We start from the raw sequence: 13,066 nt of genomic DNA on the forward strand, positions 1-13,066 counted from the left end.
GGACAGGAGGGTGCCCACCTGTGTGTCAGCTCGTCCAAGGAGGCAGCATGCGCGCTCGTCCGTCGGTGCTGGCGGCGGGGAGGCGTCATTCGGTTGCTGCGCGCCGGGACGGGACTGTTCTCGCCGTGCGCGGTTCCGCGGCCGGGGAGTGTCGTGTCCAGGGGTGGGAGCGGGTCGTCGAGGTGGCGGCCGGCAACGTCCACACGGCGAGGAACACGGGCAGGTCCCATACGGTGGGGCTCCGGTCGGACGGCACGGTGCTGGCCGCGGGGTGGAACGGCGACGGGCAGTGCGAGGTCGCCGGCTGGCGTGGTGTCACCGCCGTGGCCGCGGGCTGGCGGCGGACGCTCGGCCTGCTCGGGAACGGCCGGGTGCTGGCGGTCGGCCGGAACGCGGAGGGACAGTGCGACGTGGAGTCCTGGCGCGAGGTGGTCGTCCTGTCGTGCGGTGACTGGCACTCGGTCGGTGTGCGGGCGGACGGTTCCGCCGTGGCCGTGGGCAACGACCGGCGACGGCAGTGCGACGTCGGCGGGTGGCGTGATCTCGTCGGCATCGCGGCCGGGTACTGCCACACCGTCGGCCTCACAGCCGACGGGCGCGCCGTGGCGACCGGAGAGCGGACGACCGGGGCGTGCGAGGTCGACGAGTGGGAGGACGTCGTGGCGCTCGACGCGGGCAGCTATCACACCGTCGGGGTCACGGCGTCCGGGCGGGTGCTCGCGACCGGAGACAACAGCCACGGGCAGTGCGACGTCGACGACTGGCGGGACGTCGTCGCCGTGGCGGCCGGCTCGACGCACACCCTCGGCCTGCGGGCCGACGGCACCGTCGTGGCCGCCGGGAACCATGCCGACGGTCAGTGCGCGGTCGAGGCCTGGTCCGACATCCGGCTTCCGTGAGCCTGCGCGCAGGCGTACGGAGCGCGCTCGGCGGATCCGACCGCGTCCTGATCGCCGCCTCGGCCGGAGGGACAGAAAAGCAGGTGCGGGGGAGTGGGGCCGGGCGTAGCCTGCCCCGCATGTCCAGTCCCGAGGCATCCAGAGTGGGGGGCTTTCGGTCGCGCCGTCAGCCCCTGAGCCTCCGCATCTCCTGATTCGGTGCACGGCACCGACCGCCCGCGGCACTCTGCGCCGTGCGGGTGGTTGGACATGTCCATGTGCCGTGTGTCCGTGTGCCGGGTGTCTGTGTGCCGGGTGTCCGTGCGTCCTGGAGGGCGGGGCGGCGGGCTGGTGGCGGTGACGCGACGACGTCTCTCGTCTCCTCTCTTCTCGCCTCGCCTCGGAGTCCTCCGTGCCTCTTCCTCCAGCCCGTCTCGTTCCCCTTCCTCTTCCCCTGTATCTGCTGGCCCTCGCCGTCTTCGCCATGGGCACCTCGGAGTTCATGCTCGCCGGGCTGCTGCCCGACCTCGCCCGCGACCTGGGGGTGAGCGTCGGCGCCGCCGGAGCGCTCACCTCGGCCTTCGCCGTCGGGATGGTGATCGGTGCGCCGCTGATGGCCGTGCTCGCCCGGGGGTGGTCCGGCCGGGCCGGGCTGCTCGGCTTCGTGCTCGTCTTCCTCGCCGCACACGTCGTCGGTGCCGTGACGACCAGCTTTCCCGTCCTGCTCCTCAGCCGGTTCGTCGCCGCCCTCGCGAACGCGGGCTTCCTCGCCCTGGCTCTGACCTCCGCCACCGCCATGGTCCCGGCCGACCGCAAGGCGCGGGCGCTCGCCGTCCTCCTCGGCGGGACGACCGTCGCCACGGTCGCGGGCGTTCCGGGTGGCGCGCTGCTCGGTTCCCTCGCCGGATGGCGGGCGGCGTTCTGGGCCGTGGCCGCGCTGTGCGTGCCCGCCGCGCTCGGTGTCCTTTGGGGCGTTCCGGGCGGCGGGCGAGGCGAACGGACTTCGCTGCGGGGCGAGTTCCGGGTCCTGCGCGCACCCCGGCTCGTCCGGGTCATGGTGCTCGCCGCGCTGGTGAACGCCGCCACCTTCGGCGCGTTCACCTTCCTCGCGCCGGTCGTCACCGGACCGGCCGGGCTCAGCGCCCCCTGGGTCTCCGTGGCCCTCGTGCTGTTCGGCGCGGGCTCCTTCGCCGGGGTCACCCTGGCGGGCCGGTTCGCCGACCGGCACGCGGACCGACTGCTCGCCGTCGGCGGGCCGTTGCTCCTCGTGGGCTGGCTCGCGCTCGCCGCGCTGGCGGACCGGCCGGCGGCCCTGCTGGCCCTGCTGCTCGTCCAGGGGGCTCTCTCGTTCGCCCTCGGTGGCACCCTCATCGCCCGGATCCTGTACGAGGCCACCGGGGCGCCCGCGCTCGCCGGGGCCTACGCCACGGCCGCCCTCAACGTGGGGGCCGTGGCGGGGCCGTTGCTGGCGGCGCCGGTCCTGGTACGGCCGACGGGGCCGTTCCTGCTGAGCGCGGGGCTCGTCGCCGCTGCGCTGGCCGTCGGCGTCGTCAGCGGTAGTCGTCCGGGTGGTCCTGCATCCAGGTGTTGATGAAGTCCCGGGTGCCGATCAACTCCTTCTCGTGCTTCTTCAGGTTCTCGTAGGAGCGGTCCCCGCCGAGGGTCCTGTTCAGTTCCGCGATCCGGGCGATCGGTTCGGGGAAGTGGCCGGGACCCTTCGGGTCGGCCTTCATGGCCATGTCCATCTCCTGGACCTCCTTGTTGACGCGGCCCAGGAAGTAGGAGCAGTCCGTCGCGCAGGAGTCGTTGAGCGTGGCCTGGAGGGTGGCGAAGGCGTCGCGGACCTTCTCCCCGGGGGCGGGCGCGTACGGGTCGGACGTGCTGGGAGCGGCGGCGGGCGTGGAGTCGTCCGGCAGGGCGTCGGTGCCGGTGGGCGTGGCGGTGGGCTCGGCCGTCGCCGTCGCCGTCGCCGTCGCTCCGGCGTTCCCGGTTCCCGCCGCGGTCGTCGCCGAAGGGCGGGGAAGCTCCACCGTCGGATCGGGCTTCGGCGTCGTGCCGCACGAGACGGCGAGTGCGGCGAGCGCCACCGTGAGCAGGGCGGTGCGTCGTACGGAAGTCGTGCCGGTCATGATCCCCCCAGGTTGACGATCACGAGAGCCTAGCCCGCCACGCACCGGAGACCCGGCACCGGAAGCCCGTGGCGCGGGGCCCCGGTGCGTCCCGCCCGTCCGGAGGCGACCGTGGGGCACCTTCGCCGCGCCTCTCCGGCGCCTCACGAGGAGGAGCCGGCGGGCGCTCCGGCGGTCACGAGGCCGTACGGGCCGCCCGTCGGACCCGCCGTGACGCCGCCTGCGTCGGCCGGTTCCGTACCCGCCGCGCCCCGCCCCGCCCCGCCGCGCCGCGCCGCGCCGACGCCCGCGAAGAATGTCACCTCACCCGGGCCCGACGCCGGGGTCGACGTTGCGGTCTGTGCGCCGCTCAGTGCGCGAGAGCCCTCCCGGCGCCAGGTGGAGCCGCTCGTGGGCGACGCGTGCGCGATGCGAGGGCGCGGTACTGAGGGGGTGACCGCACGCCGCACCTGGACGACCTCGTCCGAAGCCGCGTGCCCCCCGTGCCCGCCCCGGCGTCGGCCCGCCCCACCGTCTCCTCGCCCCGTTCGACGCTCTCCACGGCGAAGACCTCGGCCCACGCGTGATCGGCGGCAACCTTCGCGCCGCCGGCGGCGACAGAGACGTGGCCCCGTCCCGACGCACGGAAGGAGGTGACCGTGACCGTGGGCCTCGAACCGGTACGTCTCCCAGACCCCCATCCGCCGGGCTCGTCCGCCGGGGCGCGGACCAGGCGGTCCTCCGCCACCGGCAGACAGCGGCCGCCGGCGGCGCGGGGCCGGCACCCCGCCGCCCAGGTCCCTCCCAGGTCGTGTACCGAACCCCCGGCGTCCGCGGTCAGCGGCGGTAGGTCCGAGCGGGCGGCGAGCAGCGCCGGAGCGAGGGCGATCTCCGCGCGCCCGTCGGCGGTCCGCAGCCGGATCCGGTCCCTGCCCTCGGCGAAGTCGACCCGGTCGGCGCCGAACCGCTGTGGCGAAGTACCTTTCCCGGTCGGCTCGTTGCACAGCGGGACGAGCGCCGCCTCCGTCGCTTCGCAGGCCGGCTCCCGGCGGCCGGTCATGTCGTACCCGGTCTCGCGCGCGGACGGATCGAGCTCCGGGGATCGCCTCGGGCACGGCCGACCCGGTCCGCGCCGCGCACCTCGCCGCCCGCCCCGCCGACCTCCGCCACGCCCGCGCCCCACCCTCCCCCGGAACTGCCGAGGCCGGCCACGCCCCGGTCACCGTCCGCGTGCCCCGCCCGGCGCCGCGATCCGCTCACCGGCACCACCGTCGACGACACCGCACCCCGACCCCCGACCGCTTCGGCGCCGCCGTCCGTCCTGGAGGAGCATCCATGACCGAACCCGTGCACGGCACCTGGGAGCCCGAGCCCGCCACCCGCTGGGAGGACGCGTTCCTCGCCGGGAACGGCCGGCACGGCGCGCTGGTGTACGGCGATCCCCGGGACGACCGGGTGATCGTCACCCATCACACCCTCGTACGCCCCCACCACCGGCCCGGCGACACCGACCCGCCCCGCCTCGCCGACCGGCTCCGCGCCCTCCAGGACGCCCTGCTCGCCGGCGACCTCAGGGCGGCCGAGACCTTCACCGACGGGCGCCCGCTGCGCTGGATCCAGCCCTTCCACCCCGCCTTCCAGACCCACGTCCGCGCCGACACCCCGCACGGCGGTCCCGACGCCCTCGACACCTCTGGCACGCGGCGCGAAGTCGACTTCACCACCGGCGTCGTCACCGCCACCGCCCGCGCCGCCACCGCCCCCGCCCGCACCAGCCGCGTCCTCGTCTCCCGTGCCGACGACGTCCTCGTCCAGTACGTCACCGAGCCCGGCCCCCGCGTCCGCGTCGAGCTCGACCACCGGCTTTCCGGCGCGCCGCCCGGCCTCATCGCCGCTCACGGCGTCGCCACCGCCCATGGCGAGACCGTCCTCACCCTCGGCGTCCGCTACCCCGACTCGACCCTCGGCTACACCGGTGTCACCCTGGTCGTCCCCGACAGCGGCCGGACCACGCTCACCGACCGGGGGATCCGCGTCGAGGGGGCCCGCCGGCTCCTGCTGCTCACCCGGGTGCGGCGCCACGACGGTCCGTACGACCCCGCCGAGGAGACCGCCGCCCTGCGTGCCCTCGCCGGGGAGGACGGGCCTTCCGCCGCGTACGTCCGGCTCCTCGACCGGCACACCGCCCTGCACCGCGCCGCGTACCGCCGGGTGGGCCTCGACCTCGCCGCCGATCCGGCCGAACGGGCTCTGCCGGGCTCCGCGTTGCTGGCGCGCCCCGCCGCTCCCGCGCTCCTGGAACGGCTCTTCGCCGCCGGCCGCTACCACCTGCTCTCCTCGTCCGGGATGCTGCCGCCCCGGCTCTGCGGCCTGTGGACCGGCGACTGGGACACCGCCTGGGCCGGCGGCTTCACCACCGACGCGAATCTCGCCCTCCAGACCGCCTCCGCCGTCGCCGCCGACCTCCCCGAGGTCACCGAGGCCCACCGCGCCCTGATCAGGCGCCAGTTCGCGGACTGGCGGGACAACGCCCGGGCCGTCTTCGGGGCCCGGGGCATCGTGGCCCCCGCCCACACCGACGGCGAGAGCGGCCACGCGTACCACTTCGACCGCGAGTACCCCCTCCACCTCTGGACCGCCGCCGCCGACTGGCTCCTCCTGCCGCTCCTCGAAGCGGACGAGGCCGCGGGCCGCCGCGACCCCTGGCTCACCGCCCGGCTGCTCGAACTCAGCGACTTCTACGAGGACTTCCTCACCCGCACGGGGCCCGACGGGCGCCTCGCCGTCGTGCCCTCCTACTCTCCGGAGAACCGTCCGGACGGCGGCAGCTGGGGCGCCGTCAACGCCACCATGGACCTCGCCGCCGCCCGGCACGCCCTCACGGCCGCCGCCGACCGCGCCCCCGCCACCCGGGCGGGCCGGCTCCGCGCCCTCGCCGACCGGCTCCCGCCCTACCGGGTCAACGCCGACGGCGCCCTCGCCGAATGGGCCTGGCCCGGCCTCGGCGACCGCTACGACCACCGGCACCTCAGCCATCTCTACCCGGTCTGGCCGCTCGACGCGATCACCCCCTACGACACGCCCGACCTCGCCCGGGCCGCCGCCCGCGCCCTCGAACTGCGCGGCAGCGAGAACGACTCCGCCCACGGCCACCTCCACCAGGGGCTCATCGCCGCCCGCCTCGGCGACGCCGTCCGCGCCGGGGACGCCCTGCGGCGGGTGCTCGACGGCGACTACTTCCACGCCTCCCTGATGAGCGCGCACTACCCGAAGCGGGACGTGTACAACGCCGACGCCGCCCACGCCCTGCCCGCGCTGCTCGTCGAGGCGCTGGTCCGCTCCACCCCCGGCCGGCTCGTCCTGCTGCCCGCGCCGCCGCCCGGGCTCTGCGCGCGCGGTCGGCTCACCGGGGTGCGAACCCGCTTCGGCGCCCGGATCGACCTCGCCTGGGCGCCGGGGGAGTACAGGTGCGTGCTCCGCCCCGACCGGGACGCCACCGTCGAACTCCGCGCCCCGGGGGAGGTGCGGCGGCTCGCTCTCCGGGCGGGGGTGGAGCAGGTGCTCGCCGGATACGCCGTTGACAGAACGGTTCAGTCTTGACACTGAACTGGTCGGTGTAGTTCAGTCGGGGCCGGAGGTGGCGCGGGCGGCACGGCCCGCCCGACCGGACGAGGGAGGCGGAGAGATGTTCGCGGTGATCTACCGGTGGAAGGTGCGGCCGGGGCGGGAGCAGCAGCTCGTGGACGGCTGGCACCGGGTGACCCTGGCGATCCACCAGGAGTGCGGCAGCTACGGCTCCCGCCTCCACCGCTCGGACGACGACACCTGGGTGGCGTACGCCCGTTGGCCCGACCGCGAGACGCGCGAGAAGTGCGGGACGCCCGACCCGGAGGGCGAGGCGATGATGCGCGAGGCGATCGCCGAGTACTTCCCCGAGACCCGCCTCACCCTCGTCGACGACCTCCTGGCCGAGCCGGGCCCCGAGGCGGGCTGAAGTCCCCGGGCTCCAAGACCGGCTGACGTCCCGGGCCCCGAAGTCGGCTGACGTCCCGGGCGCCGAGGCCGGCCGAAGTCACGGGCCCCCCGGGGTCGGCTGAACTCCCCGTGGTTCGGCGCCGTTTGAGGGCCCCGTGGTCCCCTCAGTCCGTGACGGGGAAGCGGGCCAGTGGGCCCGGGGCGTGGGAGCCGGTCGGGGACATCGTGCCGGCCGCTCCGTGGCGGGCGAGCTGGTCGAGAACCAGCCGTCCCCGGCGGACCCGTTCGCGCGCGGTGGCGAGCGCGTGCTCGCGCAGGTGCGCCCCGTACGGATAGATGCCGGCGGCCCGGCTCAGCCCGAACTTCAGGTACAACGGCGCGGCGCGGCGCACCAGTTCGGCCACCTCGTGGAGGCGGACGTAGCCGCCGAGGTCGTCGGGGGCCTCCACGTACAGGTCCATCGGCGCCCGGCTGACCCGGCGGATCTCGGTGAGGTGGGCCGTCGTCAGGTCGGACGGCACGTTGAGGGAGTCGGCGCCCAGCCGCTCGTACACGGCGTACGAGGCGGGGTTCACGGGTCCGATGAGGGCGGAGACCTTGAGCCGGGTCGCCGCCGGCAGGATCCCGGCGGCACGGAGCCGGTGCAGCGTCCAGAGCACGCCCTCGTCCGCCACCAGCAGCGCGCGCACCCCCAGCTCGGCCGCGCGCAGGGCGTCTTCGACGCAGCCGGCGAGCGCGTCGTGGCCCCGGGCGCGCAGGCCGCCGCCGCCCGATGCGGTGCGGGTCGCCGCACCGGTGTCCCAGGTGCCGCGCGGGCCGGTGAACAGGCAGAGTTCGACGGCCCGTTCGGCGCAGGCCGCCACCATCTCCCGGATCTCGGCGTCGGTGAGCATCCACACGCCGCTGCCCTGGCTCACGCGGTGCACCGGCACGTCGAGCCGCTCGCTCTCCGCGAGGACCGCCTCCAGTGCCTCCGGGCCCTCCACGGACGGCACCTCGGTCCGCCACCGGCCGCCGTCGGGGAACGTGTGCGGCGAGGCGTCGGCGGGGTCGGGCGGCGGTGCCGGGTGGCCGATGCGGCGGAGGGCTTCGGTTCCTGGATGGAGCATCGGACTCCTCTGTGCGATGGGTCGGACGTCGTGGGGGAGCGGGAGGGGCGGGTGCCCGGTGGCGCGGTACGGCCGGGGTTGCGGGACGGGCGGGTGACCGATGGCGTCGTACGGACGGGGCCCCGGGACGGACGGTCGGGTGACCGGCGGGGCGGTGCGGACGGGGCTGACGGACGGTCGGGGCTGACGGACGGTCGGGTGGCCGGTGGGGCGGTACGGACGGGGCTCAGGGCCTCAGCAGGACCTTGCCGACCGTCGGGTCTCCGCCGCCGACCAGGGCGAGCGCCTCGGTGAAGCGGTCGAGCGGGAACTCGTGGGTGACGAGCGGCGCCGGGTCGAGCAGTCCGGTCGCGAAGGCCCGGACCGCGTCCGCCCAGGCGGCCGACGAGGCGCCGAAGACGCTCCGCAACTCCAGCTGGTTCAGCGAGAGGTGCACCGGGTCGATGCCCGTGGCTCCCTCCGCGAACATGCCGGTGAGCACCACCCGGCCGCCCCGGCGGGCCAGCAGGCAGGCCGAGGCGGCCGTGGTGGGGGCTCCGGCGGTCTCCACCACCAGGTCGAACTCCCCGTGCGCGGCCGTGGCGTTCGCCGGGTCAAGGACGAGCGTCGCGCCGAAGTCGCGGGCCCGTTCGGCCCGGGCCGCACGCGGCTCGATGACGGCCAGCGCGGCGGGGGAGGAGGCGGCGAGCCACTGCGTGGCGAGCAGCCCGAGGGTGCCGGCGCCGACGACCGCCGTCCGCTCCCCGGGGCGCGGGCGCCCGGCCCGGACCGCCGCCGCGACCACCGCCGCCGGTTCGAGCAGCGCGGCGGCCCTCAGGTCCGCCCGCTCGGGCAGCAGGTGCAGCAGCCGGGCGGGGACCACGAGCCGGTCGGCGAAGGCGCCCGGTTCGGTGAAGCCGGTCTCCGCGTACCCGGCGGTGCACAGGCTCGTCTCGCCGGACCTGCACCGCTCGCACGTCCCGCAGCAGCGGAAGCCCTCGGCGACACAGGGCCGGCCGACCAGGTCCCGGGCCACGCCGGCGCCGACCGCCTCGACGGTGCCGGACCACTCGTGCCCGGGCACCACCGGATACCGCACATAGCCGGGCGCCCGGCGGCCCTCGTACACCTCCCGGTCGCTGAGGCAGATCCCGGCGGCGAAGACCCGCACCAGGACCTCGCCCGGTCCGGGTGCGGGGCGCGGGCGCTCCACCAGCCGGTGCACGCCGGGCCGTTCGACGAGGACGGCGCGGCCGTGCGGAGCCGTCACTTCGGCCGCCTCCGCTCCCAGCCCTCGGACCACAGGTCGAACCTGGCGCGCTGCTGGGGGAATTCGGCGGCCGCGTCCACGTCCAGCTCGACGCCGAGGCCGGGGGCGTGCGAGACGGGGAAGCAGCCCGTCTCCGGGTCGATCTCGGGGGCCCCGCGCACCACCTTCTTGATCTCCGCGTCGGCGAAGTCGTTGAAGTGCTCCAGCACCTTGAAGTTGGGGGTGCAGGCGGCGAGTTGGAGGGAGGCGGCGGTGAGGACCGAGCCGCCGACGTTGTGCGGGGCGACCGTCACGTAGTGGGTCTCGGCGGTCGCCGCCAGCTTGCGGGCCTCCAGGATGCCGCCGATGTGCCCGACGTCGGGTTGGATGATGTCGGCGGCCTGCGACTCGAAGAGCTCGCGGAACTCGATCCGGTCGTGGATGCGCTCGCCGGTGGCGATCGGCAGCTCGGTCTTCCCGGCCACCTTCGCCAGCGCCTTCAGGTTCTCCGGCGGCACCGGCTCCTCCAGCCACGCGGGCCGGAACGGGGCGAGTTCGCGGGCCAGCCGGACGGCCGTGGCGGGGGAGAAGCGGCCGTGCATCTCCACCATCAGCTCGGTGTCCGGGCCGATCGCGTCCCGGACCGCCTCGATGAGCGAGACCGCGTACCGCGAGGCCGCCGGGTCGAGTTCGAGGCGCCCGGCACCGAACGGGTCGATCTTCAGGGCCCGGTAGCCGCGCGCGACGACCTCGCGGGCCGCCGCGTGGTACGCCTCCGGGGTGCGCTCGGTGGTGTACCAGCCGTTCGCGTACGCCGGCACCCGGTCGGTCACGCGTCCGCCGAGGAGTTGCCAGACCGGCACGCCGAGCGCCTTGCCCTTGATGTCCCAGCAGGCCGTCTCGACCACCGCGATCCCCGACATGACGATCTCGCCCGCACGCCCGAAGTCCCCGTACTTCATGCGGCGGACCAGGTCCTCGACGGCGAACGGGTCCGAGCCCGCGATGTGGTTCGCCTCCGCCTCGCGCAGATAGCCGAGCAGGGCGTCGGTGTGACCCAGCATCCGGGTCTCGCCGACGCCCGTCAGTCCCTCGTCGGTGTGGACCAGCACATAGGTGAGATTGCGCCAGGGCGTGCCGACGACATGAGTGGTGATTCCCGTGATGCGCACGGCGGAGGCTCCAGGGTGTTCGTCATTCCGGACGGTGTTCGGCGAGGTGGCGCGACGGTAGGCAGCGGCGCCGAGAGGCGTCAAGGGATGGCCCGGGCGCGGGGGCCGTTGCCCCACCCCCGGTCCGGGGCTAGTCTCTGTCCGCTATTTCGGTCGGGGTACGGCATTTCGAACAGCATGAGGGTGAGGTGGGGGCCATGGGACGACTCGTACCCGCGGTGACCAGGGCGTTCGACATTCTGGAGCTCTTCCTCCAGGGGGACGGCACGCTCTCCGCCCCCGAGATCACCCGCCGGCTCGGGCTGCCCCGCACCACCACCCACGAACTGGTCTCCACGCTCTCCGCCCGCAACTACCTCGTCCCGGTGCCGGAACAGCCCGGCCGCTTCCGGCTCGGCGTGCGCACGTACCAGCTCGGCAGCCGGTACGCCGAGCAGCTCGACCTCGCCGCGGAGGGCCGCGAGGTGGCCCAGGACGTGGCCGACACCTGCGGCGAGACGGTCCACGTCGCGCTCCTGGAGGACGCCGACGTCATCTACGTCGCCAAGGTGGACTCCACCCACGCCGTCCGCATGGTGTCGGCGGCCGGCCGGCGGCTCCCCGCCCACTGCACGGCGGTCGGCAAGATGCTCCTCGCCATGCTCCCGGCCGACGAGCTCGACGAACTCCTCGACGGGCGCGAGCTGGTCGGCATGACGCCGAACAGCATCACCGACCCGGACGTGCTGCGGGCCGCGCTCGCCGAGATCGCCATCCTCGGCGTCGCCGTCGAGCAGCGCGAGTCCAACCCGGACGTCTCCTGCGTCGCCGCGCCGGTCCGCGACCGCTCGGGGCGGGTCGTCGCCGCGCTCTCCGTCTCCGTCCCGGTCACCCGCTGGGACGAGGCCCGCGAGAACGAGCTGACGGCCCTCGCCGTGCGCGGCGCCGGCGAACTCTCCGCCCGCCTCGGGCACCGCGGCGGGGTGCGCTGAGCCGGGGGTGCCCGCGGGCGCGTCCGGGGACGTCGGCCCGGACCGCCCGAGCGCGCGCGTAGGCCCGCCCGCCGGCCTCGGCCCGTACGGACCGAACGCCCCCCGCACGCCCACGGCTCCGTGCACCCGCCCGGCCGCACGCCCCCGTCCGCCCGTGTGCCCGCCCGCCGGTCCGGGCCCGCGTTCCCGTCCGCCCGTGTGCCCGCCCACCGGTCCTGGGGCGCGTTCCCGTCCGGCCGCGCTCCCGCCCGCCGGCTCGGGCACGCGCCCGGTCGCACGCTCGTGCTCAGGCACTGGAGGATCCGCCGCCCTTCGCGGCCTTCCGCATGCGGCTGACCGGGCCGAAGACCTCCCGGTCGTCGAGGAAGCCCTCCAGGGCGAAGGTCGCCGCGCCCCGCGTCACCGGGTTGTGCGGGACGGCGCTGCGCCGGAGGGTCGCCGCCCGGTGCGGCAGGGCCAGCGCGTGCCGGCCGACCGCCTCGTACACCGCCGGCAGCAGCCGCTCCCCGAGCAGGTCCACGACCTGGTTGCCGACCACGACGACCTGCGGGTTGACGAGGTTCACGAGGTTGGCGACGGCGGCGCCGAGATAGCGCGCGGTGCGGTCCACGACCGCGAGGGCCGCCGGCTCCCCGGAGTCCGCCGCGCGGGCCAGCGCCGCGACCGTCGCCGCGTCGTCCGGGCCGCTCGCCCGCCCGTCCTCCGGGGCGAGTTCGCGCCAGGTCTGGGCGATCCCGCGCAGCGACACGTACGCCTCCACACAGCCCCGGTTGCCGCAGGTGCAGGGCCGTCCGTCGAGGGCGAGGCAGGTGTGGCCCCACTCGCCGGCGCTGTTGGTGAAGCCCCGGTACAGCTGCCCGCCGACCGCGATGCCCGCGCCGACGCCGGCCCGCAGCGTCAGCACCACCAGGTCGTCCACCTCGCGGCCCGCGCCGAACCACATCTCCGCGACCGTGCTGGCCCGCAGCGGGTTGTCCAGCCACAGCGGCAGCCCGAGCCGCTCGTCGAGCAGCGCGCGCAGCGGTACCTCGTGCCAGGACCAGTACGGCGAGAACGACGACACCCCGCCCTCGCGCTCGACCATGCCGGGCACGCTGACCCCCGCGCCGAGGACCCGCGACCGGTCGGTCCCGGAGGCGACGAGCAGCTCCTCCACGGCCCCGGCGAGGGTGTCGACCACATCCGCGGGCCGTACGTCCCCCGGCGGCAGAGGCCGCTCGACGGAGTGCCGGACCGTCAGGGCGAGGTCGAACAGCTCCGCGTGGACGGAGGTCTCGGCGATGTCGACGCCGATCAGCGCCCCCCGCTCGGCGTTCACGGCGAGCCGCGCGCGCGGCCGGCCGCCGCCCGACTCCTCGTGGCCGGCCTCGACGAGGACGCCGGCCTCCAGGAGCTCCGCGGTCAGATTGGCGACCGTGGCGAAGGAGAGCCCCGTCGCCGCGGCGATGTCCTGCCGGCTCATCGCGCCCGGGCCCGCGTAGACCCGGCGCAGCACCTCGAAGCGGTTGAGGCGGCGAATGTCCTGCGAGGTGCGCCTGATCATCTCTGCTGCCTCCGTCGGCGGTGCGCGGTCGTCGACGAGGATCTTATTCGAAGGGTTGGAAGAAGGAGTCCCCGGCTTATTT

Annotated in this window: 10 protein-coding genes; 5 read left to right on the forward strand and 5 right to left on the reverse strand. The window is 75.5% G+C overall.

Going from position 1 to position 13,066, the window contains the following annotated elements; genetic code table 11:
• Positions 1 to 47: 47 nt before the first annotated feature.
• Together ABFY03_RS31830 and ABFY03_RS31835 are read left to right on the forward strand one after the other, a co-directional pair.
• Positions 48 to 899: an RCC1 domain-containing protein gene (locus tag ABFY03_RS31830; protein ID WP_346171460.1), complete on the forward strand. Its 852-nt coding sequence runs from the start codon at positions 48 to 50 to the stop codon at positions 897 to 899.
• Between the two features lie 391 nt (positions 900 to 1,290).
• Positions 1,291 to 2,469 carry a Cmx/CmrA family chloramphenicol efflux MFS transporter gene (locus ABFY03_RS31835; RefSeq protein WP_346171461.1) on the forward strand — a complete coding sequence of 393 codons (1,179 nt, stop codon included), beginning with the start codon at positions 1,291 to 1,293 and terminating at the stop codon, positions 2,467 to 2,469.
• Here the strand turns inward: ABFY03_RS31835 and ABFY03_RS31840 are convergent.
• Positions 2,429 to 3,007: a hypothetical protein gene (locus tag ABFY03_RS31840; RefSeq protein WP_346171462.1), complete on the reverse strand. Its 579-nt coding sequence runs from the start codon at positions 3,005 to 3,007 to the stop codon at positions 2,429 to 2,431. The two genes, ABFY03_RS31835 and ABFY03_RS31840, sit on opposite strands and share 41 nt — an antisense overlap.
• Positions 3,008 to 4,321: 1,314 nt before the next feature.
• Between ABFY03_RS31840 and ABFY03_RS31845 the strand changes: the two genes are divergently transcribed.
• Complete coding sequence (locus ABFY03_RS31845) at positions 4,322 to 6,586, forward strand: glycosyl hydrolase family 95 catalytic domain-containing protein (protein ID WP_346171463.1); 2,265 nt, start codon at positions 4,322 to 4,324, stop codon at positions 6,584 to 6,586.
• A gap of 85 nt (positions 6,587 to 6,671) precedes the next feature.
• Positions 6,672 to 6,980, forward strand: coding sequence for a putative quinol monooxygenase (locus tag ABFY03_RS31850; RefSeq protein ID WP_319010454.1), 309 nt, complete (start codon positions 6,672 to 6,674; stop codon positions 6,978 to 6,980).
• A 145-nt stretch (positions 6,981 to 7,125) separates the two neighbouring features.
• Here the strand turns inward: ABFY03_RS31850 and ABFY03_RS31855 are convergent, their stop codons facing one another.
• The 3 genes from ABFY03_RS31855 to ABFY03_RS31865 form a co-directional block, all read right to left on the reverse strand.
• On the reverse strand, positions 7,126 to 8,070 hold the full coding sequence (locus ABFY03_RS31855; protein WP_319010455.1) for a hypothetical protein: 945 nt from the start codon (positions 8,068 to 8,070) through the stop codon (positions 7,126 to 7,128).
• Between the two features lie 226 nt (positions 8,071 to 8,296).
• Positions 8,297 to 9,319 (reverse strand): zinc-dependent alcohol dehydrogenase, encoded by a 1,023-nt coding sequence (locus ABFY03_RS31860; RefSeq protein WP_319010456.1) that lies wholly within the window; start codon positions 9,317 to 9,319, stop codon positions 8,297 to 8,299.
• The gene (locus ABFY03_RS31865) at positions 9,316 to 10,470 is read right to left on the reverse strand and encodes a mandelate racemase/muconate lactonizing enzyme family protein (protein WP_346171464.1); all 1,155 of its coding nucleotides are present in this window, start codon (positions 10,468 to 10,470) and stop codon (positions 9,316 to 9,318) included. Before ABFY03_RS31865 ends, ABFY03_RS31860 begins: the two co-directional genes overlap by 4 nt.
• 197 nt (positions 10,471 to 10,667) lie before the next feature.
• Between ABFY03_RS31865 and ABFY03_RS31870 the strand changes: the two genes are divergently transcribed.
• On the forward strand, positions 10,668 to 11,441 hold the full coding sequence (locus ABFY03_RS31870) for an IclR family transcriptional regulator (protein ID WP_319010458.1): 774 nt from the start codon (positions 10,668 to 10,670) through the stop codon (positions 11,439 to 11,441).
• Positions 11,442 to 11,727: 286 nt separating this feature from the next.
• Here the strand turns inward: ABFY03_RS31870 and ABFY03_RS31875 are convergent, their stop codons facing one another.
• Positions 11,728 to 12,984 (reverse strand): ROK family transcriptional regulator, encoded by a 1,257-nt coding sequence (locus ABFY03_RS31875; RefSeq protein ID WP_319010459.1) that lies wholly within the window; start codon positions 12,982 to 12,984, stop codon positions 11,728 to 11,730.
• Positions 12,985 to 13,066 lie beyond the last annotated feature (82 nt).

This window comes from Streptomyces roseofulvus (genome assembly GCF_039534915.1).
Lineage (GTDB): Bacteria > Actinomycetota > Actinomycetes > Streptomycetales > Streptomycetaceae > Streptomyces > Streptomyces roseofulvus.

Excerpts from the sequence above, each read along its gene's own strand:
- ABFY03_RS31830 (WP_346171460.1), top strand. The coding sequence starts at position 48 with ATGCGCGCTCGTCCGTCGGTGCTGGCGGCGGGGAGGCGTCATTCGGTT.
- ABFY03_RS31840 (WP_346171462.1), bottom strand. The coding sequence starts at position 3,007 with ATGACCGGCACGACTTCCGTACGACGCACCGCCCTGCTCACGGTGGCG.
- ABFY03_RS31845 (WP_346171463.1), top strand. The coding sequence starts at position 4,322 with ATGACCGAACCCGTGCACGGCACCTGGGAGCCCGAGCCCGCCACCCGC.
- ABFY03_RS31850 (WP_319010454.1), top strand. The coding sequence starts at position 6,672 with ATGTTCGCGGTGATCTACCGGTGGAAGGTGCGGCCGGGGCGGGAGCAG.
- ABFY03_RS31855 (WP_319010455.1), bottom strand. The coding sequence starts at position 8,070 with ATGCTCCATCCAGGAACCGAAGCCCTCCGCCGCATCGGCCACCCGGCA.
- ABFY03_RS31870 (WP_319010458.1), top strand. The coding sequence starts at position 10,668 with ATGGGACGACTCGTACCCGCGGTGACCAGGGCGTTCGACATTCTGGAG.
- ABFY03_RS31875 (WP_319010459.1), bottom strand. The coding sequence starts at position 12,984 with ATGATCAGGCGCACCTCGCAGGACATTCGCCGCCTCAACCGCTTCGAG.